Raw genomic sequence first — 23317 nt, 5'->3', positions numbered from 1 at the left:
CTAAACATAGTTATAAAAATTTTTGGCAAATTTAAAGATTTGTAAACGATTTGCTGCTAAATTGCCTTTTATTTCCTTCAATAAATTTCAGATTTATAAGAAAGTGACTTAAATTAGCAAAAAAAAGAAAACGACTATATGAAAAAACAACTTGACGCCGTAACTGAATTTCACACTGCTTTTAAAATTGGCCACAGCGCAACTCCAATTGCCGATGTAGGAGCAGAGAAAAAACTACTCCGTTATAATTTAATGAAGGAAGAGAATGAAGAGTATTACGAGGCGGTTCAAAATAATGATTTGGTTGAAATTGCAGATGCACTTGGAGATATGATGTATATTTTGTGCGGAACAATTATCGAGCACGGACTTCAAGATAAAATTGAGGCTGTTTTTGATGAAATTCAACGCAGTAATATGAGTAAATTAGGTGAAGATGGAAAACCCATTTATCGCGAAGACGGAAAAGTGATGAAAGGCCCAAATTATTTTAAACCTGATTTTTCGAAATTATTATAAAGAGGATTAAACGCAAAGAACGCTAAGTTTTTTTTCTGTGGTTCTGATAAGAACGCAAAGTTCGCAAAGTTTTACGTTATTTGAGTTTAGTCTTATCTCTAAGATAAAATTTAAAAATAAAGAAAAATGAAAAACCCGATAAAACTAAATTTATCGGGTTTCTTTTTTATATGGTTTTGGATTATTGAACTTTAACTGTCCATCCAAAAGTATCTTCAGAAAGTTTGTTTTGAAGACTTGTTAATTTTTCTTTTAAGAAAGAAGCATAAGAATTCTCAATTGGAGCCATTTCAAAATATTCATCTTTATAAGAGAATCCTTTGATAACGCTAATAACTGCAGCAGTTCCTGCTCCAAAGATTTCTTTTAGAGATCCGTTTTTAGCCGCTTCAACCAATTCTGAAACAATTACTGGACGAACATCAACTTTTAATCCTTCTTTTTCGGCCATTGCAATCAAACTTTTTCTGGTAACACCATCTAAAATTCTTTCGCTTGTTGGAGCTGTCAATAAAGTATCGTTGATTCTGAAGAAAACGTTCATTGTTCCCGCTTCTTCTAATTTTGTGTGCGTTGCATCATCAGTCCAGATCACTTGTTGGAAACCGTCTTTGTTTGCCAAGTTAGTTGGGTAAAATTGAGCAGCATAGTTTCCGGCAGCTTTCGCAGCACCAATACCACCATTTGCAGCTCTACTGAAATGCTCAGCGATGATTACTTTTACTTCACCTCCATAATATGCTTTTGCAGGAGAAAGTAAAATCATAAATTTATATTCGTCAGAAGGATTTGCGATAACTCCAGGACCTGTAGCAATCATAAACGGACGAATGTACATACTAGCTCCGTTTCCTCTTTGAATCCAGTCTTTGTCTAATTTCAATAATTCATTTAAACCATCCATAAAAATAGCTTCCGGAACTTCTGGCATTGCCATTCTTACAGCCGATTTATTAAAACGGTTAAAGTTTTCATCTGGTCTAAACAACCAAACATCATTATTGTCATCTTTATAAGCTTTCATTCCTTCGAAAATTGCTTGTCCATAATGGAAGACTTTTGAAGATGGATCCATTAAAATTGGAGCATAAGGCTTAATGACAGGATTTTGCCACTGTCCGTTTTTAAAATCGCATTCGAATAAATGGTCTGTAAATACAGCACCAAAACTTAAGTTGTCAAAATCTACTTCGTTTATTTTTGTAGAAGTAGCTTTAATGATTTCAATTTTGCTTGTTTGAGTTGTACTCATAGTTATGTAAGTTTTTTGTGAGATACTCTTCACTATCAGAAATCTAAAGTGACGATATCATTTAAAATGGAATTTATTGAATGCAAAATTACGTAAAAATATGTAAAATGCTTAGCGAAAATTCATTATTTGATGGTTTTGACTGAGATTTATTTATCCTATAATAAACTCAAATATTTAATTGATTTTTATAAAGATTTTATGAAAAAAGTATGGTTTTTTAAGGCTTTACGCATTAGTTTTGATTAAATTTGATTATTAAAATGGCTTGAAAACCAATAAAAAGCTATTGTAAAATTCTAAAAAAAGTGAAAAGAGAAATAATTAAAACGCTAGATGGCTCAACTACAATTCGTTTACCAGAATGGGATGAATGCTATCATTCTAAACATGGTGCCATTCAGGAAGCGAAGCACGTTTTTATTAAAAATGGTCTTTCGTTATTTGAAAATCCGATAAGTATATTAGAAATAGGTTTTGGGACTGGTTTGAATGCTTTTATAACTTTTTTAGAATCTGTTAGAAAAAAGCAGGCTATCGATTATGTTGGAGTAGAAGCCTATCCAGTTGATGCAGATGAGATTTTGGAAATGAATTATGCGGAAGAATTAGAAGCGTCGGAATTTTATAACATTTTTGAAAAAATGCATAAATCGGAATGGGATGAAAAAATAGAAATTTGCGATCAGTTCTCGTTAACCAAAAGAAAACAATTTTTTCACGAAATAAACGATTTTGAAATTTTTGATTTGATTTATTTTGATGCCTTTGGTTATCGAGTGCAGCCAGAACTTTGGAGTACAGAAATTTTTCAGAAAATGTACAACAGTTTAAAGCCAAACGGAGTTCTTGTAACTTACGCAGCCAGAGGAGTTGTTAAAAGAAGCATGATTGAAGTTGGATTTACTGTAGAAAAATTGGCATGAGCCTCCAGGGAAAAGAGAAATGTTTAGAGCCTTTAAAAACGTTTAAATGAGTTATTTAGAATAATTCTACATTGATTTATATGTTTTAAGAAAACGTATTCGTTGCTAAATTTTTTAAAAAAATAAGTTAAAAGTAGAAATTATGTTAGTTATTTGTTTAAATTTGGCTCGAGTTTAAAAAAATAGATAACCCCCGAAAATCTTATTTTATTATGTCAAAAATGATGTTTGATTACACGAAATCAATACTTGAAAGAGTTAGTTTCGATCCGATACTTTTCTGCAAAGAGTTAGAAAAAGCTATCAAAACACTGTTACCTTACGAAATGGAACAATTGCAAGAGTGGTTACTTAATTTCGTTGTTGGAAAACCAGAATTAAAACAAAGTCTACAACTAATTAAAGTATAAAAGAAAGGAGCCAAATTGGCTCCTTTTTTATTACGCTTTCTTTTGTAATGGACTAATGATTTGAACATTCTGAAAAACTATTGCACCTTTTACAACGCCAGCAATTGTAGATCTTAATGCGTCAATGATTTGCATTTTTAATTCGCTCTTTGGGTAGATCAAACTTACCTCTCGAGCAGGTTTTGGCTCCTTAAAATTACGGAGCTTCAGTTTGTCGGATTCTTTTAAGTCTAAAGTGTGCAAGTACGGAAGTAACGTTGTACCAAGGCCTTCGTCTGCCAATTTAATTAAGGTTTCAAAACTACCGCTTTGAATCTGGAAATTGTTTTGGTCGACGTCTGAGACATTTTTGCATAAATTTAAAATACCATCCCTAAAACAATGTCCGTCTTGCAATAAAAGAATTTCATTTAGGTTTAAGTCAGAAACTTCAATTTCTTCTTTCTGGAAACTTGCGTGGTGTTCCGGTATATAGGCTACGAATGGCTCAAAATACAAAACAATTTCTTTGATTTTTTCGTCTTCTAACGGAGTTGCGGCAATCGCAGCATCCAAATGTCCATTTTTTAGCTTTAGAATAATTTCCTCTGTATTCAACTCTTCGATTAAGAGTTTTACTTTCGGATATTTTTTAATGAAGTTATTCAAAAACATTGGCAAAAGCGTAGGCATAATCGTTGGAATAATACCTAAACGAAATTCTCCGCCAATAAAACCTTTCTGCTGTTCTACAATATCTTTAATACGATCCGCCTCGTTTACGATATTTTTAGCTTGATTTACAATTTTCTGTCCTATATCAGTCAGCTGAATTGGTTTTTTACTTCTATCGAAAATTAAAATATTAAGTTCTTCTTCGATTTTTTGTATTTGCATACTTAAAGTTGGCTGTGTTACGAAGCATTTTTCAGCAGCAAGAGTGAAATTTTTATGCTCAGCCACCGCTAACACATATTGCAATTGAGTTATAGTCATGTTGATAGTAATTTGTGATGCAAAAATAAGAAAATATAATTTTTATTTATGTTTATTTTAGTAAAGTTACTCTAAATTTGTAGTAAATTAGTGTAAAAAAAATAGATTATGAAGACGAATATTTTAGGATTACCAGTAAAAGAATCAGAATTATTAGTAAAAGAATTGAATGTGCTATTGTCAAATTTTCAAGTGTACTATCAAAATTTGAGAGGAATTCACTGGAACATTCGCGGAAAGCGTTTCTTTGATTTGCATGTAAAATTTGAAGAGTTATATACAGATGCACAGTTGAAAATAGATATGATTGCAGAAAGAGTTTTGACCATTGGAGGAACTCCTCTGCATACTTTTGAAGATTATATTAAAAACAATAAATTAACAGTTGGAAAGAATATTTCTAATGATGAAAAAGCAGTTCAGTTAATTGTTCATTCTTTATCAGATTTATTAAAAATCGAGAGAGAAATCTTGAACAAATCTGACGAAATTAATGATGAAGGAACCAATTCTATGATGAGTGACTTCATTGCTGAGCAGGAAAAAACGATTTGGATGATGAATGCTTGGTTAGAAGAAACTTTGTAAATAATTGTTTTTTAAATAATTAAAAGCAGAATGGAATAAAAATTGCATTCTGCTTTTTTGTTTGTGTTAAATTTCTATGAATTTTCTTTGATTTTATTTGTTTAACGCTATTTTTGTTCTGATGAAATTTATAGCCCGCATATTATTATTCATATTTATTGCCTTCTTATCGACCCCGACAATTGTTCAGGCGATTAAGAAAGGGAATAATACGGCTATATCTTTTAGTATCTCTGAGGAAGAAGTGCATAAGGAACTTAAAAACGTTATGCATCCCACTATTCTTGAGCATGAAGTTTTGATTCCGGTTTGCATCGAGAAAAAAACAATCATTTCTGAAAATATTGTCAAACTAGACAACATATCTCCGAGCATCTTTGCTCCACCACCTAACGTAGCATAATACTTCCGATTATTTCGAACTTTAGCCGCATTTCCATCGAGATGGGGTAAATCTTTAATGAATAATTTTTTTAGTATTATATTATGACAAAAAAAATCAATCTTTTTGCCAACCTCAAATCTGATTTTGCGTCAGGTTTAGTGGTTTTCTTGGTGGCTCTTCCGTTGTGTTTAGGTATTGCAATGGCTTCTGGAGCACCATTATTTTCTGGAATTATCGCAGGTGTTGTGGGTGGTATCATTGTAGGATATCTAAGCCAGTCACATATTAGCGTATCAGGTCCAGCTGCTGGGTTAACGGCTATCATTTTAACCGCAATTACCGATTTAGGAGCTTTCGATGTATTTTTAATGTCTGTTTTTATTGCTGGATTAATTCAATTAGCATTAGGATTTTTAAAGGCTGGAAGTATATCGAACTATTTTCCGACAAACGTAATTGAGGGAATGCTAGCGGGTATCGGAATTATTATTATTTTAAAACAAATACCTCACGCTTTTGGTTATGATGCGGATTTTGAAGGAGATCAGGCTTTTATTCAAAATGATGGAAGTAATTCTTTTTCATTTCTATTTGATGTTTTAAATCATATTCATTTAGGAGCTGTGGTAGTTTCTGCAGTTTCATTGGTGATTTTGTTAGCTTGGGATAAGGTTCCTTTCTTAAAAAGAATAAAACTAGTTCCTGGAGCTTTGATCGCAGTTATTGCTGGAGTTGTTTTAAACGAAATATTTATATCTACAGGAAGCACTTTGGCAATTGCAAAAGAACATTTGGTTTCTTTGCCAGTTCCAAAATCTTTTGATGACTTTAAATCAATTATAATTACGCCAGACTTCACCGCTGTTACAAATCCGCAAGTTTGGGTAGTTGCTATTACGATTGCCATAGTCGCTTCTATTGAAACGCTTTTATGTATTGAAGCTACAGACAGAATGGATGTACAAAAACGTTACACCAATACCAATGTAGAGCTAAGAGCGCAAGGCATAGGTAATGTTGTAAGTTCTCTTTTGGGAGGTCTACCAATGACTTCTGTAGTAGTAAGATCTTCTGCCAACAATAATGCAGGAGCAAAATCTAAATTGTCTGCCATAATTCATGGCGTTCTTTTATTAATAAGCGTATTGTCTATACCAGCGATTTTAAACAAAATTCCTTTGGCGACATTGGCAACAGTTTTGATTTTGGTTGGATATAAACTAGCAAAACCAGCAACCTTTATGCATTTCTGGAAAAAAGGGAAATACCAGTTTGTCCCTTTTATTGCAACTTTGGTCTTTGTCGTTGCGACAGATTTGCTAAAAGGTGTTGCGCTGGGAATTGTGATCAGTATCATTTTTGTGTTGAGAGGAAATCTGAAAAGAGCCTATGTTTTCAAGAAAGAAGAATATGAAGATGGCGATATTATTCATATAGATTTGGCTCAGGAAGTTTCATTCTTGAATAAAGCGGCAATCAAACAAACATTGGCAGAAATTCCAGAAAATTCTAAAGTAATTATTAATGCGCATGATACGGAGTATATTTCGCATGATGTTTTAGATTTAATTCGTGAATTTAAAGAAACCCGCGCAATAGATGAAAACATTAAAGTGAAGCTTAAAGGATTTAAAGAAGCTTACGAATTAGAAAATACACCCGAAAACCATAATCATGTTACGATAGAACATTACTATGATGTGGCAAAAAGGGAAGTGGTTAAAAAAGAAGTTGTTAGAGAAGAATAATTAAAAAATGGTATTTTTAAAGCCGTAGAAATGTCAAATTTTAGGTAACTTTACATTCAAGTTCTTTTTTGAGACATTCGTAGAATTAGAAATTACCACACAAAAAATAAAAAAATGAGAAAATTTTATGAGCAGTTATTAGAAAACAATAAGAAGTGGGTTGAAACTTCATTGGCAAAAGATCCTAATTATTTTGCTGATTTGGCAAAAGGACAACAACCGCCATTATTATGGATTGGATGTTCTGATAGCCGTGTTCCTGCGAACGAAATTGTTGGTGCTAAACCAGGTGAAGTTTTTGTTCACCGTAATATTGCCAATATGGTAGTGCACTCTGATATGAATATGCTTAGTGTTCTGGATTATGCTGTAAACGTTTTGAAAGTAAAACATGTTATTGTATGTGGACATTACGGATGCGGTGGTGTAAAAGCTGCAATGGGACATCAGTCTGTTGGAATTATTGATAACTGGCTTCGTCATATTAAAGATGAATATCGTTTACATGATAAATACTTAAACTCTATTGAAGATGAAACAGAGCGTTTTAATGCTTTTGTTGAAATCAATACTAAAGAACAAGTTTACAACTTAGCAAAAACATCCATTGTGCAAAATGCTTGGAAAAATGGCCAAGACTTAATGCTTCATGGGTGGGTTTACGGATTAAACTCAGGTTTTGTAACTGACTTAGATGTAAATATCGCTTCAAATGATGAGCTAGACGAAGTTTACCAATTAGATCTTTAATAGATACAAATAGAAATCGCCCTCAAAAGGGCGATTTTTTTTATTCGTTTTCGTCTAAATTCTCATTAAATGCCGATGGAAGCATTGTTGGGATAAACTTTATCAAGATTGGTAATAATAAACTTCCTCCTGGAAGTAAAAATATGGTTAGCGACGGAATGGTTTTACAAATGTCCAAAAGCTGTTTTTTTACCTTTTTCTTTTCCTTCGCATCCAAATCTCTTGTTGTAGAATAGGCGAGTAGCACCATCAATTCCTTACTTTGAACAATTTCTTTAATTAGCCTATTTTTGTTTCGTATGATTAGTTTGACTACACTGTGCGTCATTTGGTCATAAAAATGTTTAACAGGATTTGAATAATTAAAGTACGGAATTTTCTTTTTGTGGGTTGTAATAAAAGTATTGGTTGTATCCATGCTTTGCGTTACAAAATCATCAGGAACTCCCATTGTTGAGCCTAAAGAATATAGGAAATACGACTCCTCATTTTCTACAACTCCATCACTCCACAAAGCCATTCCGGCCATATCGATTAAATAGTACTGTTCAAGTCTATTTTTAAAGTATTCTAGATTTAAAGTTTCCAAAGTCTCAACTGTAACTTTCGAAAACTTTGAATAACGTATAGAAGCTTCAAAAAGTTTAATTAAAAGATCGTCGTGCTGAGATTTTACTGTTTTGGTTTTTAAAGCCAAACCAACAATTCCAAGAACCGTTTCTTCAATTCTTTTTAAATATTTTTCAGGAATTTCTCCATGCTCTAAATATTGTCTAAAGGCCAGAACATCAATAAACAATAAAGCGTTTGTCACCAAATGCGAGAAGTTTTTGCTAATGATGCTGTCATTCGTTTGAACTCTTTGGTCAATAATGTTTTCCAGAGATAGAGAAGGAGTGTCTTTTGGCAATAAAATTTTAAACAAATTAAATCCTTCTGGATTCATTTGTTTATAAAACTTTAAAACTTCAGCAATAAAATGTATAGGTTCCGAATTTCTTTTCTCTAAACAAAAAACATGATAGAGTGTGTTAAGTAAGGCAACTTTTGAAATTTCGGTTTTAAACCAGCCCTTTATCGGAATTGGGACTTGAGAATCTATGGCAATAATATGTCCGTAAATAAACCCTGTTTCTCTCACTTTATAGTAAAAGAAATCCACAGTTTCAAAAGGAATTGCTTCTGAAAACTTCTGTTCACTAAAAAATTTATCAATCCAGCCTGGTGCTGATGGGTTAATCATGGACTTAATTTTGCTGATGCAAAGCTATGTCTTTTTCTTGTTTTAGGATTCATTTTAAAATTAAATAACCGCTAGATTTTGTTAAAAATAGCGGTTATTCAAATTTTTCTTATTTAATGATTCCTGCACAAGCAACTCTTCCTCCTGCATTTCCAGTTGGCTGAGTGGTAAAATCATCTGTTCCTGCGTGTACGATTAAGCCTTTTCCTAGAACATCTTTATTACTATCTCCACATCCAATACACCATTCGTCAGTTGTTAAAGTGATAGATCCGTTCCCTTTTGCATCTGCGGTAAAGTTTCCAATATCACCCTTATGATATTCTGCAACTCCCCATTTTCCATGTTTTTTAAAAGTCGGATTCCAGTGTCCTCCAGCAGAACTTCCGTCGGCAGAACTACAATCTGCTTTTTCATGAATATGGATAGCGTGCACTCCAGGTTCTAATCCTGTTATTTTTGCTGTAAAAGTTACTTTACCATTTTTTTCAACAAAAGTAGCAGTTCCGGCAACTTTACTGTTGCTTTTTGGCTCTAACGCAACAGTTAGAGTTTTAGCATCATTTGATTTGTTATTTGTTTTACAGCCAATGATTAAGGCAGTAATTATAGCGAAAGAAACAATTAGTTTTTTCATATCTACGGGCATTTTTAATTAAAGATTAAGTAAATTTAACATAAAATAACGGAATTGATTGACTCTAAAAGTTAAAAAAAAGTCAAACTATACGTTATAATTTGATGTTGATTGAGTTAAAACCCAAAAATATTGTTTAAATTCGTGTAGGTTTTTAACGAATAATTTCTGAAAACCATTTATCTAATTCGCTCACATTTAATCCTTAATGTTATGATGAAAAAGATTTTTACCCTCGTTTTTTTTAGTTCGTTTTTAATTTCTTGCAAATGCGCAAAAACGGATGCAGTTTCTAAGCTTGATGGAACTTGGGAATTGAATTATATTTCTGGACCACGAATTACTTTTGAAGGATTATACCCAAATAAAAAACCAACCATACAATTTGATACCAAAACAAATCAGGTTTCTGGTAACGCAAGCTGTAATTCATACACAGGGAAATTGCTTGTTGATGGCAACAAAATTGATTTTACTCAGCCAATGGCAGTAACGAAAATGATGTGTTTGGATGGATTGCAAGGTGAGCAAACTTATTTGAGTACGCTTCAGAAAATAACTTCTTACGATATTACAGATGATGGTAAAACTTTGAATTTCATTTCTGGAGATATTGCAATGATGCGTTTTACTAAAAAATAGTCTTATGGAAACTAGATTATGTATCTTCCTGTTTCTGATTGTTTTCAATTTTTCAGCTTCTGCACAAGAAAAGACAAAAAAAGAACTCAAGCAAGAAAGAGAATTAAAGAAACAAAACGAAATTAAAGCGCTTATAGATGCTCAAAACTTTGTTTTTGAGGCTCAAAAAGCAACGCCTCAAGGTGGCCGATTACTTCAATTGGACTATAATACTTATTTTTTAAAGTTTAAGGCCGATAGTGCAACTTGCGATCTTCCTTTCTTCGGACGCGGTTATAATGTTGGTTATAATGGTGATGGCGGAATAAAATTTGAAGGCAAGCCTGAGAACATTAAAGTCGAAAATAAAAAAAATAATACTATTCTAAAAGCAACAGTAAGAGGTGCTAATGATGTATATGATTTGACGTTTTCTATCTTTTATAACGGAAACACAACACTTTCTGTAAGCAGTAATAATCGAGGTCCAATTAGTTATGATGGAGTAATATATGCTCCAAAAACAGCAGAGAAACAATGATGTAATTCAATACTAAACTTGTCACAAATTCGTCTGAATATATGGTAAGAATCTTTTTATGGTTAGTAAAGTGGCAGTTTTCGGTTTTGTTTTTCTTTTTTGGTGTGTTCAGCGTATTTGGTCAGGATTTGGAACCCAGAGCTTATGCTAATGTTCCTAAAGGTCTAAACGTAATTGCGGCGGGGTATGTTTTTATGAATGGAAATGTGCTGACAAATCCTTCTCTGCCCATAAAAGATTTTACACTTCAAAGCCACAATATGGCTGTAAATTATATCAGAACTTTTGGGTTGGCAGATAAACTGGCTCGTATACAGGTAGCGCTGCCTTTTACGTTTATGGATGGATCTGCTGTAATTAGTGATCAGTTGGTTACTGGCTCTAGAACTGGTTTTGCAGATATGAAAGTGCGTTTAGGAATTAATTTGCTAGGTTCTCCTGCACTTGATAAATCTGAATTCAGAAGTTTTGAGCAAAAAACAATTCTTGGAGTCAGTTTGGTTACTTCAATCCCAACAGGAAGGTATTATGGCGATAAACAAGTAAACATTGGAACAAACCGTTGGGCTTTTAAGCCCGAAATAGGGGTATCGAAAAGGTTTGCTCACATTTATGCTGAGGCCTATGGCGGGGTGTGGTTTTATACGGATAATAATGATTATCTAGGGAAAAAATTAGAGCAAAAACCAACCTATAGCCTTCAGGCGCATGCAAGCTATTATTTTAAAAACCAAATGTGGGTTGGTTTTAATACGACTTGGTTTTTTGGAGGTAGAACTATTGCTGATGGAGTTTCAGATGATAGCCAAATTGATAATTGGCGGGTGGGCGGAACTTTTTCTACTCCAATTGCAAAAGGACAGTCGGTTAGATTTCAATATCATATTGGAGCCTATACCAATAACGGACTAAATTATTATGCTCTTTCAGCGGTTTACCAATATTCATTTTTTTAAAACCTGTTGATCGTTTAATGTGTTTAAAATCAGTATATTTGAGTATGCATATATTTTTAAAAACAAATTTAAAATTGAAACTATGAAAAAATTAAGTCTTATTCTTATCATGGCGATAGCCTCATTTTCATCTTATGCGCAATCTTCTTATAAAGAAGATTTGGAAGTAGTACAAAGTGTTTATGGAAAATCTAAAGCTGAATTGGTAAAACAGTACATGAATTTATCTGATGCGCAGGCAACAGCTTTTACTAAAGTTTACGATAACTATGAAACGTCGCGAAAAGCTTTAGGGCAGACTAAGTTTCAATTGATAAATGATTATGCGGCCAATTATGAAACTTTAACCGATGAAAAAGCGGATCAATTGGCTAAAGCAACTTTGAAAAACCATATTGATTACGAGAAATTGTACTCTAAAACTTATAATCAGGCAAAAAAAGCGATTGGTGCTATAAATGCAACAAAGTTTATTCAGCTTGAAGTATATCTTCAAACCATAATAAGAAGCGAAATTTTAGAAGCAATTCCGTTTATTGGAGAATTAGATAAGAATAAGGTAATGTAAATTGTTACGATTTTTATAAAAGTAAAATGGGCTGTCTCAATTTTGAAACAGCCCATTTTATTTTATTTTTCAGTTTTAACTTTATAAATTTCATTTACCATTCCGTCGCGGAAACTATCCAAAGTAAGTTCCCAAAACATAATTCCACCTAATTTTTTTGCTTTTGCATATTCAGCTTTAGCTTTGATCGATTTTAAATCATCAGATGTTGCAAAAGTTTTCGTTGAAGCATTGTACCAATATGGTGCTTGAGCTTTTTCATCATAAAAATATTTCCAGCCGTTAGCCTCTGTGTATGTTGTAGCATAGTTTTTAAAATCAACACCTTGAAAATGCTCTCCAGATTGATACAATCCGTTATTGATGTTTTCTACGTTCTTCCATTGTCTAGTATAGAATGCACCTCCAATTACTAACTTTTCAGCAGGAACGCCTGCTTTTAGTAAAAACTCAACAGCTCTATCTGTAGATTCTTCTTTTGGATTTGTGCTGTATAATGGCGTATGATGACCAGTAACTTTTGAATATCCGTTTACTAAATCGTAGCTCATAATATTAATGCGGTTTACATAAGGAGCTACAGCTTTCCAGTCTATAGACTCATCTAAACATTTTTGGAAACCTCCCGCAGCAAAACTTAGTTCATATTTTTTTCCTAATGTTGAACGTAAAATTTTAAGAAGTTCTGTAAAATTAGGTTTATCAGCAGCTTGGTATAAATGTCCAGGAAGTCCTTCAATTGATGGATATTCCCAATCTAAATCTAAACCATCAACTTTAAAATAATCGCTTACTTCTTTGACAGATTTTGCAAATTTTAAGCGTCCTTCAGCAGTTGAAAATGCTTCCGAGCATGGCTCACAGCCTCCCCAGCCACCAAGAGATAAGATAATTTTAAGTTGCGGATTTTTTGCTTTAAGCGAAACCAAATGTTTGATAGTAATAGAGTCTTTAGCTGAATCAACGCTCAATTTCCCATCTTTTAGATGGCAAAAACTAAAGATAATCTGGTTTAATTTGCTGACCTCATATTGGTCAATGAGTTTAGAATCGCCAGTATAGTAGGCAATAATATCCATTTTTTTGTTTTTCTGTGCAAAAGTGGTTGTAATACCAAAACACAGCAAAAAGGATGCGATTAGAGTAATTTGTTTCATTATTTTGTTTTTTTATAGTTTTTAGAATGTTAAATATACTGTAATACATTTAATATTTTACATCGTAAATGCTCTAGAAAGTTAATTTTAACGAATATTTTGCAAATTTCTGCAAAAATATTGCGTCTTGTAAGTGATGTCTTTCATGGAAAATTACAAAAAAATAAGCCCGCGCAGTTTCGGACTTGCGCGGGCTTAAACAAATTAAAAGCTAAAAACTATTTGATATTAGAAGCAGTAATTATCTTCTGCTACTAATTTCGCTGCAATTTTTTCTCTCAATGCCACAACGTTTGGAAGATTAGTATATTTAGTGAAACGTTTAAGTCCCATTAACATCATACGTTGTTCGTCACCTTCAGCGAACGAAGCAATTCCTTCTTTTCCTCTTAAGTTTACGATATCTACAGCTTTATATAAGTATAATTTTGCCATAGCGATTTGCTCCTGAACTTTATCTTCACCTTGAGCTTTTGCTAATTTTTCAGTTCTCAAAATTGTACTTTCAGCCATGTAGATTTCGATTAAGATATCAGAAGCTGCCATTAATAATTGTTGGTGAGCATCTAATTCATGACCATATTTTTGAACAGCGCTACCAGCAACCATTAAGAAAACTTTTTTCAAGTTAGCTACGATTACTTTTTCTTCTGCAAATAATTCAGAGAAATCAGGCGTATCAAAAGATGGAATTCCCATTAATTCTTCCTGAACTTTCATTGCTGGTTCAAGTAAATCAACGTGTCCTTTCATTGCTTTTTTGATCAACATACCTACAGAAAGCATTCTGTTGATTTCGTTTGTTCCTTCATAGATACGAGCGATACGAGCATCTCTCCAAGCACTCTCCATTGGAGTGTCTTCAGAGAATCCCATTCCACCAAAAATCTGAATTCCTTCATCAGAACAAGATTGAACGTCTTCAGAAACTGCTACTTTCAAGATAGAACACTCGATAGCATATTCTTCAACACCTTTCAATTCAGCTTCTTGGTGGCTAGTTCCTTCAGCTTCACGAGCAGCGATTCTGTCTTCGATATCTTTTGCAGCACGGTAAGAAGCACTTTCTCCAGCATAAGCATTCGTTGCCATTTCAGCTAATTTAGAACGGATAGCTCCAAATGATGAAATAGAAGTATTGAACTGAATTCTTTCGTTAGCATATTTCACAGCTCCAGAAGTAACTCTTCTTTGCGCATCTAAACAAGCCGCAGCCAATTTAATACGACCAACGTTTAAAGCATTCATTGCAATTTTAAAACCGTTTCCTCTTTCAGATAACATGTTTTCAACTGGAACTTTTGTTTCGTTGAAGAAAACCTGACGAGTAGAAGAAGCACGAATTCCTAATTTATGCTCTTCTTCATTCATAGAAATTCCGTTTGAAGGATCGTTTTCTACGATGAAACCTGTAATATTTTTATCATCTCCAATACGAGCAAAAACGATGAAAACGCTACAGAAACCTGCATTCGAAATCCACATTTTTTGTCCTGTAATTAAATAATGAGTTCCGTCTTCAGATAAAACAGCTTTTGTTTTTCCTGAGTTAGCATCAGATCCTGCGCCTGGTTCAGTTAAGCAATAAGCTCCAAACCATTCTCCAGTAGCTAATTTCGGAACGTATTTTTTCTTTTGTTCTTCAGTACCGTAAAGTGTAATTGGCATAGTTCCAATTCCTGTGTGAGCACCAAAAGCAGTTGAGAAAGAACCTGTTGCTCCAGAAATGTAGTCACAAACCAACATTGTAGAAACAAATCCCATTCCTAATCCGCCGTATTCTTCAGGAACCGCAACTCCAAGAAGTCCTAGTTCGCCCGCTTTACGCATAGAAGATTCTGTATAAGCGTAATCTTTCTTTTCGAAACGATCTTTATGCGCCCATAATTCTTTGTCAACGAACTCTTTTACAGAGTCACGCATCATTAACTGCTCTTCCGAGAAATCTTCTGGTGTAAAGATATCCTCGCATTTTGTTTCTTTAACTAGGAATTGACCTCCTCTTGTTTTGTCGCTCATGACTTTTTTGTTTTTTAGATTGATAGGATGAAAAAGAGGCAAGAAGCAAGAAGAAAGATTTTAACCTAACTTATTGATGAAGCCTGTAGTCATCTTTTGAAATTCAATTATTTTGTTTTCTAATTTTTCTGTTTTTTCTTTTGTTAGATAGTCGTTTTGATAAGCTATTAACAATTGTGTTTGTAATTCAAATGAAGATCCTAAACTAATATTCAAATAATGCTGAAAGTGTTTGTTTCCTCTGTTAGAGCCTTCGGCAATATTGGAAGGCATTGAAACAGAACATCTATTCATTTGATTTGACAAACTATAAGTTTCTGATTTTGGAAAAGTGGCAGTTAGTTTATAGATATCATTTGTAATCTCCATAGCTAAAATCCAAATTTTCAAATTCTTAAAATTATGTTTCATGTTTTTTTGAGGCAAGATAAGAAGAAAAAATAGAAGTAAGTTTTTTACTACTTTTAAAAACGCACTTTTAGAATTTCTACATTCCAAATGTAAGTCTTGCTTCTTGCTTCTTTCCTCTCAAAAAAACTACAGCACTTCGTAAATACCAGCGCTTCCTTGCCCAGTTCCCACACACATACTCACGATTCCGTATTTATTACCTCTACGTTTCATCTCGTCAAATAACTGAACAGAAAGTTTAGCTCCTGTACATCCCAGAGGGTGACCTAAAGCGATTGCTCCACCGTTTACGTTTACGATATCTGGGTTTATATTTAATTCTCTAGTAACTGCTAAAGCTTGTGAAGCAAAAGCCTCGTTTAATTCAATTAACTCAATATCGTTTAATGTTAGACCAGCTTGTTTCAAAGCTTTCGGAATTGCTTTTACAGGACCGATACCCATAATTCTAGGTTCAACACCAGAAGAAGCAAAGTTTACCAAACGTGCAATTGGCTCAAGGTTTAATTCTTTTACCATTTCTTCGCTCATGATTAAAACGAATGCAGCGCCGTCGCTCATTTGAGAAGAGTTACCAGCAGTTACGCTTCCGTCAGCAGCAAAAACGGGTTTTAAACCTGCCAAAGCTTCTTTAGAAGTTCCAGCTCTTGGCCTTCGTCTTTATTTACAACGTATGATTTAGTTTCTTTTTTACCATTTTCATTGATGAAAGTCTGCTCAACAGTAATAGGAACGATTTGTTTGTCAAATTTACCTTCTGCTTGCGCTTTTAATGCTTTCATGTGAGAGTTGTAAGCAAACTCATCCTGATCTTCTCTTGAAATTTTATATTGGTTGGCAACCGCTTCCGCAGTTAAGCCCATTCCCCAGTAATAATCTTCGTGACCTGCAGCAGCAACTTTATAATCTGGAGTTGGTTTGTAACCTCCCATCGGAATATAACTCATACTTTCTGCACCACCAGCAATGATACAATCTGCCATTCCTGATTGGATTTTAGCCGTCGCCATTCCGATAGTTTCTAATCCAGAAGCGCAGTAACGATTTACAGTTACACCAGGAACGTCTTCCACTTTTAATCCCATCAAAGAGATCAAACGTCCAACGTTAAGACCTTGTTCTGCTTCCGGCATGGCATTTCCTACCATAACGTCGTCGATACGTTTTTTATCGAAATTAGGCAGTTCATCCATCATAAACTGAATGGTTTCTGCAGCTAATTCATCGGGTCTTTTAAATCTAAAAACACCTTTTGGAGCTTTTCCAACTGCTGTTCTATATGCTTTTACTATATATGCTGTTTTCATTTATAAAATGTATTAAGATTGGTGTATTAAGTATTAAGACTGCCAATCGATATAGTTATTATTTTTTTAGAGATCTTTGAAGCGCAAAATTCATGTTGCTGACTTCTACTAATTCATTTATTATAGTTGATATTTTTTCTTCAGCTATTAATTTCAAACGTTTTGAAATCATTAATTGAGTAATTAATTCATAAGTTGAACCATTTGCAATTCCTAAAAAATGCGCAAACTCATTGTTAGAATTTCTTCCAGAGCCTTCCGCTATATTTGAAGGAATAGATACTGCACATCTTTTTATTTGACTTATTAAGTTAAATTTTTCATCTGACGGTAATTCTGCACAAACTTTGTATACGTTTTCTACTATATCCATAGCTTTTTGCCAGATTTTCAACTTTTCAAATTGATGCATAATTCTTTTTAATCTTAATACTTAATACTCAAATCTTAATACTCAAATACTAATTTCTAAGCGGTTTTCCTTTAGTCAACATGTACTGGATTCTTTCTAAAGTCTTACGCTCTGTACATAAACTCAAGAAAGCTTCACGTTCGATATCTAATAAATATTGTTCAGATACTAAAGTTGCTTCAGATAAATCACCACCAGCCATTACATAAGCCAGTTTGTTAGCTATTTTCTTATCGTGCTCAGAAATATATTTTCCAGCTTGCATTTGATCTGTTCCTACTAAGAACATACCCAAAGCTTGTTTTCCTAAAACTTTAATATCGTTTCTTCTGATTGGTTGTGTGTAACCAGCTTCTGCCATTAGCAAAGCATGTTTTTTAGCTTCCGCAATCTGACGATCTTTGTTTACTACGATGACATCTTTTCCATGTTGTAAAAGTCCAGTGTCAAAAGCTTCGTATCCAGAAGTCGAAACTTTAGCCATTGCGATTGTCAAGAAATACTCTTGAAGAACATTCAATTCCACATCGTTTTTGCGGAATAAATCTGATGCTCTTAATGTCATTTCTTTAGAACCACCACCACCAGGGATAACTCCAACACCGAATTCAACTAATCCCATATACGTTTCTGCAGCAGCAACCACTTTATCAGCATGTAAGCTCATTTCGCATCCACCACCAAAAGTCATTCCGTGAGGTGCTACTACAACTGGAATAGAAGAGTAACGAACACGCATCATTGTATCTTGAAACAATTTAATTGCCATGTTCAATTCGTCGTATTCCTGCTCAACTGCCATCATGAAAATCATTCCGATATTAGCCCCAACAGAGAAATTCGCTGCTTGGTTTCCAATAACTAAACCTTGATATTCTTTTTCAGATAAGTCGATTGCTTTATTGATAGCTTGCAGTACATCGCCACCAATGGTATTCATTTTAGATTGGAATTCTAAGTTTAAGATTCCATCTCCTAAATCCTGAATGATTGCACCGCTATTGCTCCAAACTTTTTTGCTTTCGCGGATGTTGTTTAGAATAATGAATGAATCTTGTCCAGGAACTTTTACTTGTGATTTTGTTGGAATGTTATAGAAATAAGTTGCTCCTTCTTTTACAGAGTAGAAACTTTCGCTTCCAGAAGCTAACATTTCATTAACCCATGCAGCAGGCTCTAAACCTTCCGCTTTCATAATTTCAATTCCTTTCGCAACACCAATAGCATCCCAGATTTCAAATCGGACCATTTTCCCATCCAAAACCAGCTTTCATGGCATCGTCAATTTTGTATAATTCGTCTGAGATTTCAGGAACTCTGTTTGATACATAAGCAAACATTCCAGCGAAACTCTTACGGTAGAATTCTCCCGCTTTGTCTGTTCCTTTAACTAAAACTTTAAAACGATTAATAGGTTTATCGATAGTTTTTGTTAGTTCAAGCGTAGCAAAATTTGCTTTTTTGGCAGCACGGTATTCTAATGTATCTAAGTCAAGAGAAAGAATATCTTTATCTACTTTTTTGTAGAAACCTTGTCCAGTTTTACTTCCTAACCAATTATTTTCCATCATTTTGTTGATGAAATCAGGAAGTTTGAACAATTCGTGTTGTTCGTCATTCGGGCAGTTTTCGTAAATACCGTTGGCAACGTGTACCAAAGTATCCAATCCAACAACGTCAACGGTACGGAAAGTAGCCGATTTTGGACGACCGATAACTGGTCCTGTCAATTTATCAACTTCTTCAATTGTTAATCCCATTTCTTTTACTAAGTGGAATAAACTTTGGATTCCGTAAATACCAATTCTGTTTCCAATAAACGCCGGAGTATCTTTAGCAACAACAGAAGTTTTTCCTAAGAATTTAGATCCGTATTCGTTTAAGAAATCCAATACTTCAGTAGAAGTTTTTGGACCAGGAATAATTTCAAATAATTTTAAGTAACGCGCAGGGTTAAAAAAGTGAGTTCCGCAGAAGTGCTGTTGGAAATCTTCGCTTCTTCCTTCACTCATAAAGTGAATTGGAATACCAGAAGTATTAGAAGTAACTAAAGTTCCAGGTTTACGGAATTTCTCGATTTGTTCAAAAACTAATTTCTTAATGTCTAAACGCTCCACAACAACCTCGATAATCCAGTCAACATTAGCAATTTTTGCCATATCATCTGTCGTATTTCCAGTCGTAATTCTGTTTGCGAATTTCTGACTGTAAATAGGAGATGGTTTTGATTTTAATGAATTCGCCAAATGTTCGTTTACCACACGGTTGCGAACGGCTTTACTTTCAAGTGTTAATCCTTTTTTAGCTTCAGCTTCGGTCAGTTCACGCGGTACAATGTCCAGAAGTAAAACTTCGACACCAATGTTAGCAAAATGACAAGCTATACCTGAACCCATAATTCCGGATCCAATTACAGCAACTTTTTTAATTGTGCGTTTCATACTTGTTATTATTTGTTTGTAGGAGAAAATAAATGCTTTTTAAAAACTATTTATTTTCTGTGTTTTCTGTTTGATTAAATATGTTTTTATCGTGAATCAGTTCATTGATAATTTCAGAAACCTCGATAAAATGATTCAGTTTTTCTTCCGAAACATGTTTTCTTACCATTTCATTAAATTTCAGAACTGTATTTTTAGATAAATCTCTTTTTTCTTTCCCAAAATCGGTCAGATAGATTAAAACACCTCTTCCGTCGCTTGGGTTTTTCTTGCGAACAATTAAACCTTTTTCTTCCATAGATTTTAAAGTTCTTGTTAAGCTGGTGGCTTCCATACCCATTCTATGCAGAGCCGTTGATGGAGTTCCTTCTTCCTTGTCCATACTTAAAAGAGCAAATCCTGTCGCCATTGTTGCATCATATTTTGCAGCCTCTTCATTATACATTCTTGAAACAGCTTGCCATGTCGCTCTTAAAATATAATCTATCGTTTTGTCTTTCATAGGTAACTATATCGATTTCAAATATAATTAAAAAATACTATGCATGCATATAATTTTTTAATAATTTTTTGGTTAGTTATAAAATATCCCTGATTTAGAGGGTTTTGGTGGTTTATTTTAAGTGTAATATACTATTCTTTTTTTAGATTTTAACATTTTTAATGCGGTAAAAATCTTTTTTTAATTTTTAAAAAGCATTTATTTCTGTATTCTGTAAAAAATCATGCATTTATTTCAGTTGGTTTTTCAGATTCGTAGCGCGAAATAGCCTCTTGAAGGGTCTTTTTCATACGATTTCTCAGACTTTCAGGTCTTAAAATTTCCAGACAGCTTCCAAAACCCAAAAGAAGCCTTTCCATTTCATAATTTGGTATTACATATATATGTATAATAACACTCCCGTCTTCATTTTCCTTAATTAATCGCTGAGACGTGTGCAAAGGTTTAGTGAGTACATAAGGTGCATTTGACGCATCTACCCACAATTCAATTCGTCTTGCATTCAATCCCGAATTTACCGTAACACCAATGACATCTTTGTAATAAATGTCAGCATCAAAATCTTCTTCTAGATAAGGATGATTAAAATCGTAATCAATAGAAATGATTCTGTCCAAAGCTAAATTGGTAATCGGCTGTGAGGCTTTTTTCTTTCCGATTAAAAACCAGCGATTGTTAAACTCTTTTAGTATAAAAGGATGAAAATGGAATTTTGTTTCTTCTCTGGATTTAAAAGATTTATAAGTAATAATGAGAACCATTTTCTTGATAATCGCCTGATATATTTCGTCCAGATAATGAAGTCCTTTTAATTTCTCATTTTTATCCAGGTAAATTACAGGTTTGGTATGTGATTTTTCGGAATAGATTTTATCTTCCAATCGCTGTAGAATATCCGAAACATCATTAAATAAAGAGAAATCTTTAAACTGTTTCAGCATAGAAACCGTTTCCGTCAAAACATTCATATCGGTTTCCGTCAGCGGAATATCGGTTATCGAAAAATCTTCGTCTTCATATTTATAATACTTTTTATCGTAAACCACGATCGGAGCGTTATATCCCAGTTTTTCACTTCGCATCAGCTGAATGTCCATCTGAATGGTTCGCTTACTGATTGGATTCTGTCTTCCTTCATATTCAAATAAAGCTTCAGAACATTCTTCGATTAAATCTTCGAGTGTCCATTGTCTGTATTTATTCTGTAGGCATTTATCGATGGTTTTGTATCTAATTAGGGCGTTTTTGTTTTGTGACATTTTTGTGTTGTTTTGCCACAAAGGCGCGAAGGCGCAAAGTTTTTTAATTCAATGATTATTAAGATTTGTTTCACGCAGATTAAAAATGATTTAGGCAGATTCAGCAGATTATTTTAAAAATAAAATCTTTTTAGATCTGCTCAAATCTGTAAAATCTGCGTGAAACAAAAAAACTTTGCGACTTTGCGACTTTGCGAGATTCAATTTTTAGCTTAATAACTTTATTTCTTTCTCAATATTAGCCCGAGCTTTTCCCTCATATAAATTCCTAAATTCCTCGGTCTGAAAAATAAATTCGTTTTCCAGAAAATGCTTCAACGCTTTTGCGCGACCGGGTTTGTATAGAAAATCAGGATAAATGCGATATTCTTTTCTAATTTGTTCAAAGTAGATTTTATAATCATCCCAATCTTTAGCGAGGATTTTTAAATCAAAATCGATTAACCAATTGATATCTTCAATTGCATTTTGCTGATGCTGTTGTGTAGCACAAATCGCATCAAAAACCAATTCTTTATTCAGGCTGACATTTTCAGGTAAAATTGCCAAAGCATATTCGGAACTTTTGAGTTCATTGTCTTTTTTGGAAGCCGAATAAACAAAATCATGATAAAAAATAGAAAATAATATTTCGTTTGGATTTTGAAGTTTATCGCGATAGGTTTCAAAACTGGAAATCATTTCTTTTAAATGGGTAAGATTATGATAATGTCTTGATTTTTTGGAATATGCCTTTTCTAAATCCAGCCAGTTTTGCTGAATTTCATTTGCTGAAAAGCCAACATTTGAGAGTAAATCAGAATAAATTTCCTTTAAATTCATCTTGTTTTTTACTCAAATTTAAAATTCTTTTTTTACTGCGCAAAATAATTGCGTAGTAGTTTTGAAATCTTTGTAATGTTAAAACGAAACAGTTATGAGAAGTATTAAAATTTATTGTAGAGAATGTGAAGTTGAGTTGACTTCTGAGTTAAACGAAGTGCTGGAATCCACATTGCGTTGGGAAGACTATGATCAGAGTATAATTGCAAAAAGTAAATTTTCATTTTTAAAGAATATAGAATCAAACAAAAACGATATTGTAGTTGCTATTGATGATTATAATCTTATAAATCATGCTGATAAAAATAGATTTTATGGATGTTGCGGAAGTGATGGTACAAACGGATTAAATAAACTTTGTATCAATGGTCATGAAGTAGCGACTGAATTTTCAGATTGTTGGACAGGACATTATATCGAGTTTGATGATGATAAAATATTTATTAGTGAAAAAAATCACTAACACTATTCAAAAAATTGGAAGAAAAATTCACTACGCAAAATAACTGCACACTAGTTTTAAAATCTTTGTTCAGAAATAAAAACAAACGTTCATAGAAATAGAAAAAAGAATAAAACAGGTCAAGTTTGAGTTACTTCGAAAACACTTTCCAATGTACACACTTAAACCATTACCTTTTTATTTTATAATCATAATTGGGGCAGTAGCTCAGTGGTAGAGCAGGTAGTTTTGAAATTATCAATTAAAGGTCAATCAAAATTTACTTCTTACACTTTTAATGTCCGTGTCGTGGGTTCGAATCCCACCTGCTCCACAATTAATGGTCAATTAAAACTTACTTCAGAAAATTGGTACTCCGGTTCGAGTCCGGCAAGTTTTAAAATCATCATTAATAAAAAAACGAGG

Annotated in this window: 21 protein-coding genes, 1 tRNA gene and 3 pseudogenes; 12 read left to right on the top strand and 13 right to left on the bottom strand. The window is 33.4% G+C overall.

The window, feature by feature from the left end:
- Positions 1–138: 138 nt before the first annotated feature.
- On the top strand, positions 139–519 hold the full coding sequence (locus ACPWTF_RS05570; protein WP_057116704.1) for a nucleoside triphosphate pyrophosphohydrolase family protein: 381 nt from the start codon (positions 139–141) through the stop codon (positions 517–519).
- A 181-nt stretch (positions 520–700) separates the two neighbouring features.
- Here the strand turns inward: ACPWTF_RS05570 and ACPWTF_RS05565 are convergent, their stop codons facing one another.
- Positions 701–1771 carry a branched-chain amino acid aminotransferase gene (locus ACPWTF_RS05565; protein WP_250836901.1) on the bottom strand — a complete coding sequence of 357 codons (1071 nt, stop codon included), beginning with the start codon at positions 1769–1771 and terminating at the stop codon, positions 701–703.
- Positions 1772–2079: 308 nt separating this feature from the next.
- Here ACPWTF_RS05565 and mnmD point away from each other — a divergent pair.
- Both mnmD and ACPWTF_RS05555 read left to right on the top strand, forming a co-directional pair.
- A pseudogene (mnmD, locus tag ACPWTF_RS05560) lies at positions 2080–2743 on the top strand (tRNA (5-methylaminomethyl-2-thiouridine)(34)-methyltransferase MnmD).
- A gap of 166 nt (positions 2744–2909) precedes the next feature.
- On the top strand, positions 2910–3107 hold the full coding sequence (locus tag ACPWTF_RS05555; protein ID WP_095928926.1) for a hypothetical protein: 198 nt from the start codon (positions 2910–2912) through the stop codon (positions 3105–3107).
- 30 nt (positions 3108–3137) lie between these two features.
- On the opposite strand, the gene ACPWTF_RS05550 is transcribed toward ACPWTF_RS05555, so the two are convergent.
- Entirely contained in the window at positions 3138–4082 is a 945-nt protein-coding gene (locus tag ACPWTF_RS05550) for a LysR substrate-binding domain-containing protein (RefSeq protein WP_427874741.1), read from the bottom strand.
- A gap of 108 nt (positions 4083–4190) precedes the next feature.
- Here ACPWTF_RS05550 and ACPWTF_RS05545 point away from each other — a divergent pair, with 108 nt between their 5' ends.
- The 3 genes from ACPWTF_RS05545 (at position 4191) to can (ending at position 7553) form a co-directional block, all read left to right on the top strand.
- Complete coding sequence (locus ACPWTF_RS05545) at positions 4191–4670, top strand: Dps family protein (protein WP_095928924.1); 480 nt, start codon at positions 4191–4193, stop codon at positions 4668–4670.
- A 486-nt stretch (positions 4671–5156) separates the two neighbouring features.
- Entirely contained in the window at positions 5157–6803 is a 1647-nt protein-coding gene (locus ACPWTF_RS05540; RefSeq protein WP_250836899.1) for a SulP family inorganic anion transporter, read from the top strand.
- A gap of 114 nt (positions 6804–6917) precedes the next feature.
- Positions 6918–7553: a carbonate dehydratase gene (gene can / locus ACPWTF_RS05535; RefSeq protein WP_250836898.1), complete on the top strand. Its 636-nt coding sequence runs from the start codon at positions 6918–6920 to the stop codon at positions 7551–7553.
- A 40-nt stretch (positions 7554–7593) separates the two neighbouring features.
- On the opposite strand, the gene ACPWTF_RS05530 is transcribed toward can, so the two are convergent.
- Positions 7594–8796 (bottom strand): LETM1-related biofilm-associated protein, encoded by a 1203-nt coding sequence (locus ACPWTF_RS05530; RefSeq protein ID WP_427874740.1) that lies wholly within the window; start codon positions 8794–8796, stop codon positions 7594–7596.
- Positions 8797–8905: 109 nt separating this feature from the next.
- Entirely contained in the window at positions 8906–9433 is a 528-nt protein-coding gene (locus ACPWTF_RS05525; RefSeq protein ID WP_379796498.1) for a superoxide dismutase family protein, read from the bottom strand.
- Positions 9434–9646: 213 nt separating this feature from the next.
- Here ACPWTF_RS05525 and ACPWTF_RS05520 point away from each other — a divergent pair, with 213 nt between their 5' ends.
- From ACPWTF_RS05520 to ACPWTF_RS05505, 4 genes are all read left to right on the top strand, one after another.
- Positions 9647–10075 (top strand): META domain-containing protein, encoded by a 429-nt coding sequence (locus ACPWTF_RS05520; RefSeq protein ID WP_427874739.1) that lies wholly within the window; start codon positions 9647–9649, stop codon positions 10073–10075.
- A gap of 4 nt (positions 10076–10079) precedes the next feature.
- Complete coding sequence (locus ACPWTF_RS05515) at positions 10080–10595, top strand: DUF4251 domain-containing protein (protein ID WP_427874738.1); 516 nt, start codon at positions 10080–10082, stop codon at positions 10593–10595.
- Positions 10596–10636: 41 nt separating this feature from the next.
- The gene (locus ACPWTF_RS05510) at positions 10637–11551 is read left to right on the top strand and encodes a transporter (protein WP_427874737.1); all 915 of its coding nucleotides are present in this window, start codon (positions 10637–10639) and stop codon (positions 11549–11551) included.
- Positions 11552–11633: 82 nt separating this feature from the next.
- Positions 11634–12119, top strand: a complete 486-nt coding sequence (locus ACPWTF_RS05505; protein WP_427874736.1) for a hypothetical protein — start codon at positions 11634–11636, stop codon at positions 12117–12119.
- A gap of 62 nt (positions 12120–12181) precedes the next feature.
- Here ACPWTF_RS05505 and ACPWTF_RS05500 read toward each other — a convergent pair whose 3' ends face one another.
- The 9 genes and pseudogenes from ACPWTF_RS05500 to ACPWTF_RS05460 form a co-directional block, all read right to left on the bottom strand.
- Positions 12182–13276 (bottom strand): glycoside hydrolase family 18 protein, encoded by a 1095-nt coding sequence (locus tag ACPWTF_RS05500; protein ID WP_427874735.1) that lies wholly within the window; start codon positions 13274–13276, stop codon positions 12182–12184.
- A gap of 228 nt (positions 13277–13504) precedes the next feature.
- Positions 13505–15295, bottom strand: coding sequence for an acyl-CoA dehydrogenase family protein (locus ACPWTF_RS05495; RefSeq protein WP_427874734.1), 1791 nt, complete (start codon positions 15293–15295; stop codon positions 13505–13507).
- Between the two features lie 60 nt (positions 15296–15355).
- Entirely contained in the window at positions 15356–15706 is a 351-nt protein-coding gene (locus tag ACPWTF_RS05490; RefSeq protein ID WP_427874733.1) for a four helix bundle protein, read from the bottom strand.
- Positions 15707–15832: 126 nt separating this feature from the next.
- A pseudogene (locus tag ACPWTF_RS05485) lies at positions 15833–17013 on the bottom strand (thiolase family protein).
- A gap of 58 nt (positions 17014–17071) precedes the next feature.
- Positions 17072–17425: a four helix bundle protein gene (locus ACPWTF_RS05480; protein ID WP_308853113.1), complete on the bottom strand. Its 354-nt coding sequence runs from the start codon at positions 17423–17425 to the stop codon at positions 17072–17074.
- A 49-nt stretch (positions 17426–17474) separates the two neighbouring features.
- Positions 17475–19866 (bottom strand): annotated as a pseudogene (locus ACPWTF_RS05475) (3-hydroxyacyl-CoA dehydrogenase NAD-binding domain-containing protein).
- Between the two features lie 46 nt (positions 19867–19912).
- Positions 19913–20368 carry a MarR family winged helix-turn-helix transcriptional regulator gene (locus ACPWTF_RS05470; RefSeq protein ID WP_427874732.1) on the bottom strand — a complete coding sequence of 152 codons (456 nt, stop codon included), beginning with the start codon at positions 20366–20368 and terminating at the stop codon, positions 19913–19915.
- Positions 20369–20589: 221 nt separating this feature from the next.
- The gene (locus ACPWTF_RS05465; RefSeq protein WP_427874731.1) at positions 20590–21627 is read right to left on the bottom strand and encodes a helix-turn-helix transcriptional regulator; all 1038 of its coding nucleotides are present in this window, start codon (positions 21625–21627) and stop codon (positions 20590–20592) included.
- 207 nt (positions 21628–21834) lie between these two features.
- Positions 21835–22449, bottom strand: a complete 615-nt coding sequence (locus ACPWTF_RS05460; protein ID WP_427874730.1) for an HD domain-containing protein — start codon at positions 22447–22449, stop codon at positions 21835–21837.
- Between the two features lie 94 nt (positions 22450–22543).
- Between ACPWTF_RS05460 and ACPWTF_RS05455 the strand changes: the two genes are divergently transcribed.
- Positions 22544–22912 (top strand): hypothetical protein, encoded by a 369-nt coding sequence (locus tag ACPWTF_RS05455; protein WP_427874729.1) that lies wholly within the window; start codon positions 22544–22546, stop codon positions 22910–22912.
- A gap of 196 nt (positions 22913–23108) precedes the next feature.
- Positions 23109–23225 (top strand) — tRNA-OTHER (locus ACPWTF_RS05450).
- Positions 23226–23317 lie beyond the last annotated feature (92 nt).

It is taken from the genome of Flavobacterium sp. MMS24-S5 (genome assembly GCF_050320125.1).
In the GTDB taxonomy this organism is placed as follows: Bacteria; Bacteroidota; Bacteroidia; order Flavobacteriales; family Flavobacteriaceae; genus Flavobacterium; species Flavobacterium tyrosinilyticum.
This window is presented reverse-complemented; position numbering and strand designations above follow the sequence as displayed.

Coding starts and splice junctions, on each gene's coding strand:
- ACPWTF_RS05490 (WP_427874733.1), bottom strand. CDS start 15,706: ATGAAACATAATTTTAAGAATTTGAAAATTTGGATTTTAGCTATGGAG.
- ACPWTF_RS05525 (WP_379796498.1), bottom strand. CDS start 9,433: ATGAAAAAACTAATTGTTTCTTTCGCTATAATTACTGCCTTAATCATT.
- can (WP_250836898.1), top strand. CDS start 6,918: ATGAGAAAATTTTATGAGCAGTTATTAGAAAACAATAAGAAGTGGGTT.
- ACPWTF_RS05545 (WP_095928924.1), top strand. CDS start 4,191: ATGAAGACGAATATTTTAGGATTACCAGTAAAAGAATCAGAATTATTA.
- ACPWTF_RS05550 (WP_427874741.1), bottom strand. CDS start 4,082: ATGACTATAACTCAATTGCAATATGTGTTAGCGGTGGCTGAGCATAAA.
- ACPWTF_RS05480 (WP_308853113.1), bottom strand. CDS start 17,425: ATGCATCAATTTGAAAAGTTGAAAATCTGGCAAAAAGCTATGGATATA.
- ACPWTF_RS05455 (WP_427874729.1), top strand. CDS start 22,544: ATGAGAAGTATTAAAATTTATTGTAGAGAATGTGAAGTTGAGTTGACT.
- ACPWTF_RS05565 (WP_250836901.1), bottom strand. CDS start 1,771: ATGAGTACAACTCAAACAAGCAAAATTGAAATCATTAAAGCTACTTCT.
- ACPWTF_RS05515 (WP_427874738.1), top strand. CDS start 10,080: ATGGAAACTAGATTATGTATCTTCCTGTTTCTGATTGTTTTCAATTTT.
- ACPWTF_RS05555 (WP_095928926.1), top strand. CDS start 2,910: ATGTCAAAAATGATGTTTGATTACACGAAATCAATACTTGAAAGAGTT.
- ACPWTF_RS05570 (WP_057116704.1), top strand. CDS start 139: ATGAAAAAACAACTTGACGCCGTAACTGAATTTCACACTGCTTTTAAA.
- ACPWTF_RS05500 (WP_427874735.1), bottom strand. CDS start 13,276: ATGAAACAAATTACTCTAATCGCATCCTTTTTGCTGTGTTTTGGTATT.
- ACPWTF_RS05465 (WP_427874731.1), bottom strand. CDS start 21,627: ATGTCACAAAACAAAAACGCCCTAATTAGATACAAAACCATCGATAAA.
- ACPWTF_RS05540 (WP_250836899.1), top strand. CDS start 5,157: ATGACAAAAAAAATCAATCTTTTTGCCAACCTCAAATCTGATTTTGCG.
- ACPWTF_RS05460 (WP_427874730.1), bottom strand. CDS start 22,449: ATGAATTTAAAGGAAATTTATTCTGATTTACTCTCAAATGTTGGCTTT.
- ACPWTF_RS05470 (WP_427874732.1), bottom strand. CDS start 20,368: ATGAAAGACAAAACGATAGATTATATTTTAAGAGCGACATGGCAAGCT.
- ACPWTF_RS05495 (WP_427874734.1), bottom strand. CDS start 15,295: ATGAGCGACAAAACAAGAGGAGGTCAATTCCTAGTTAAAGAAACAAAA.
- ACPWTF_RS05530 (WP_427874740.1), bottom strand. CDS start 8,796: ATGATTAACCCATCAGCACCAGGCTGGATTGATAAATTTTTTAGTGAA.
- ACPWTF_RS05510 (WP_427874737.1), top strand. CDS start 10,637: ATGGTAAGAATCTTTTTATGGTTAGTAAAGTGGCAGTTTTCGGTTTTG.
- ACPWTF_RS05520 (WP_427874739.1), top strand. CDS start 9,647: ATGATGAAAAAGATTTTTACCCTCGTTTTTTTTAGTTCGTTTTTAATT.
- ACPWTF_RS05505 (WP_427874736.1), top strand. CDS start 11,634: ATGAAAAAATTAAGTCTTATTCTTATCATGGCGATAGCCTCATTTTCA.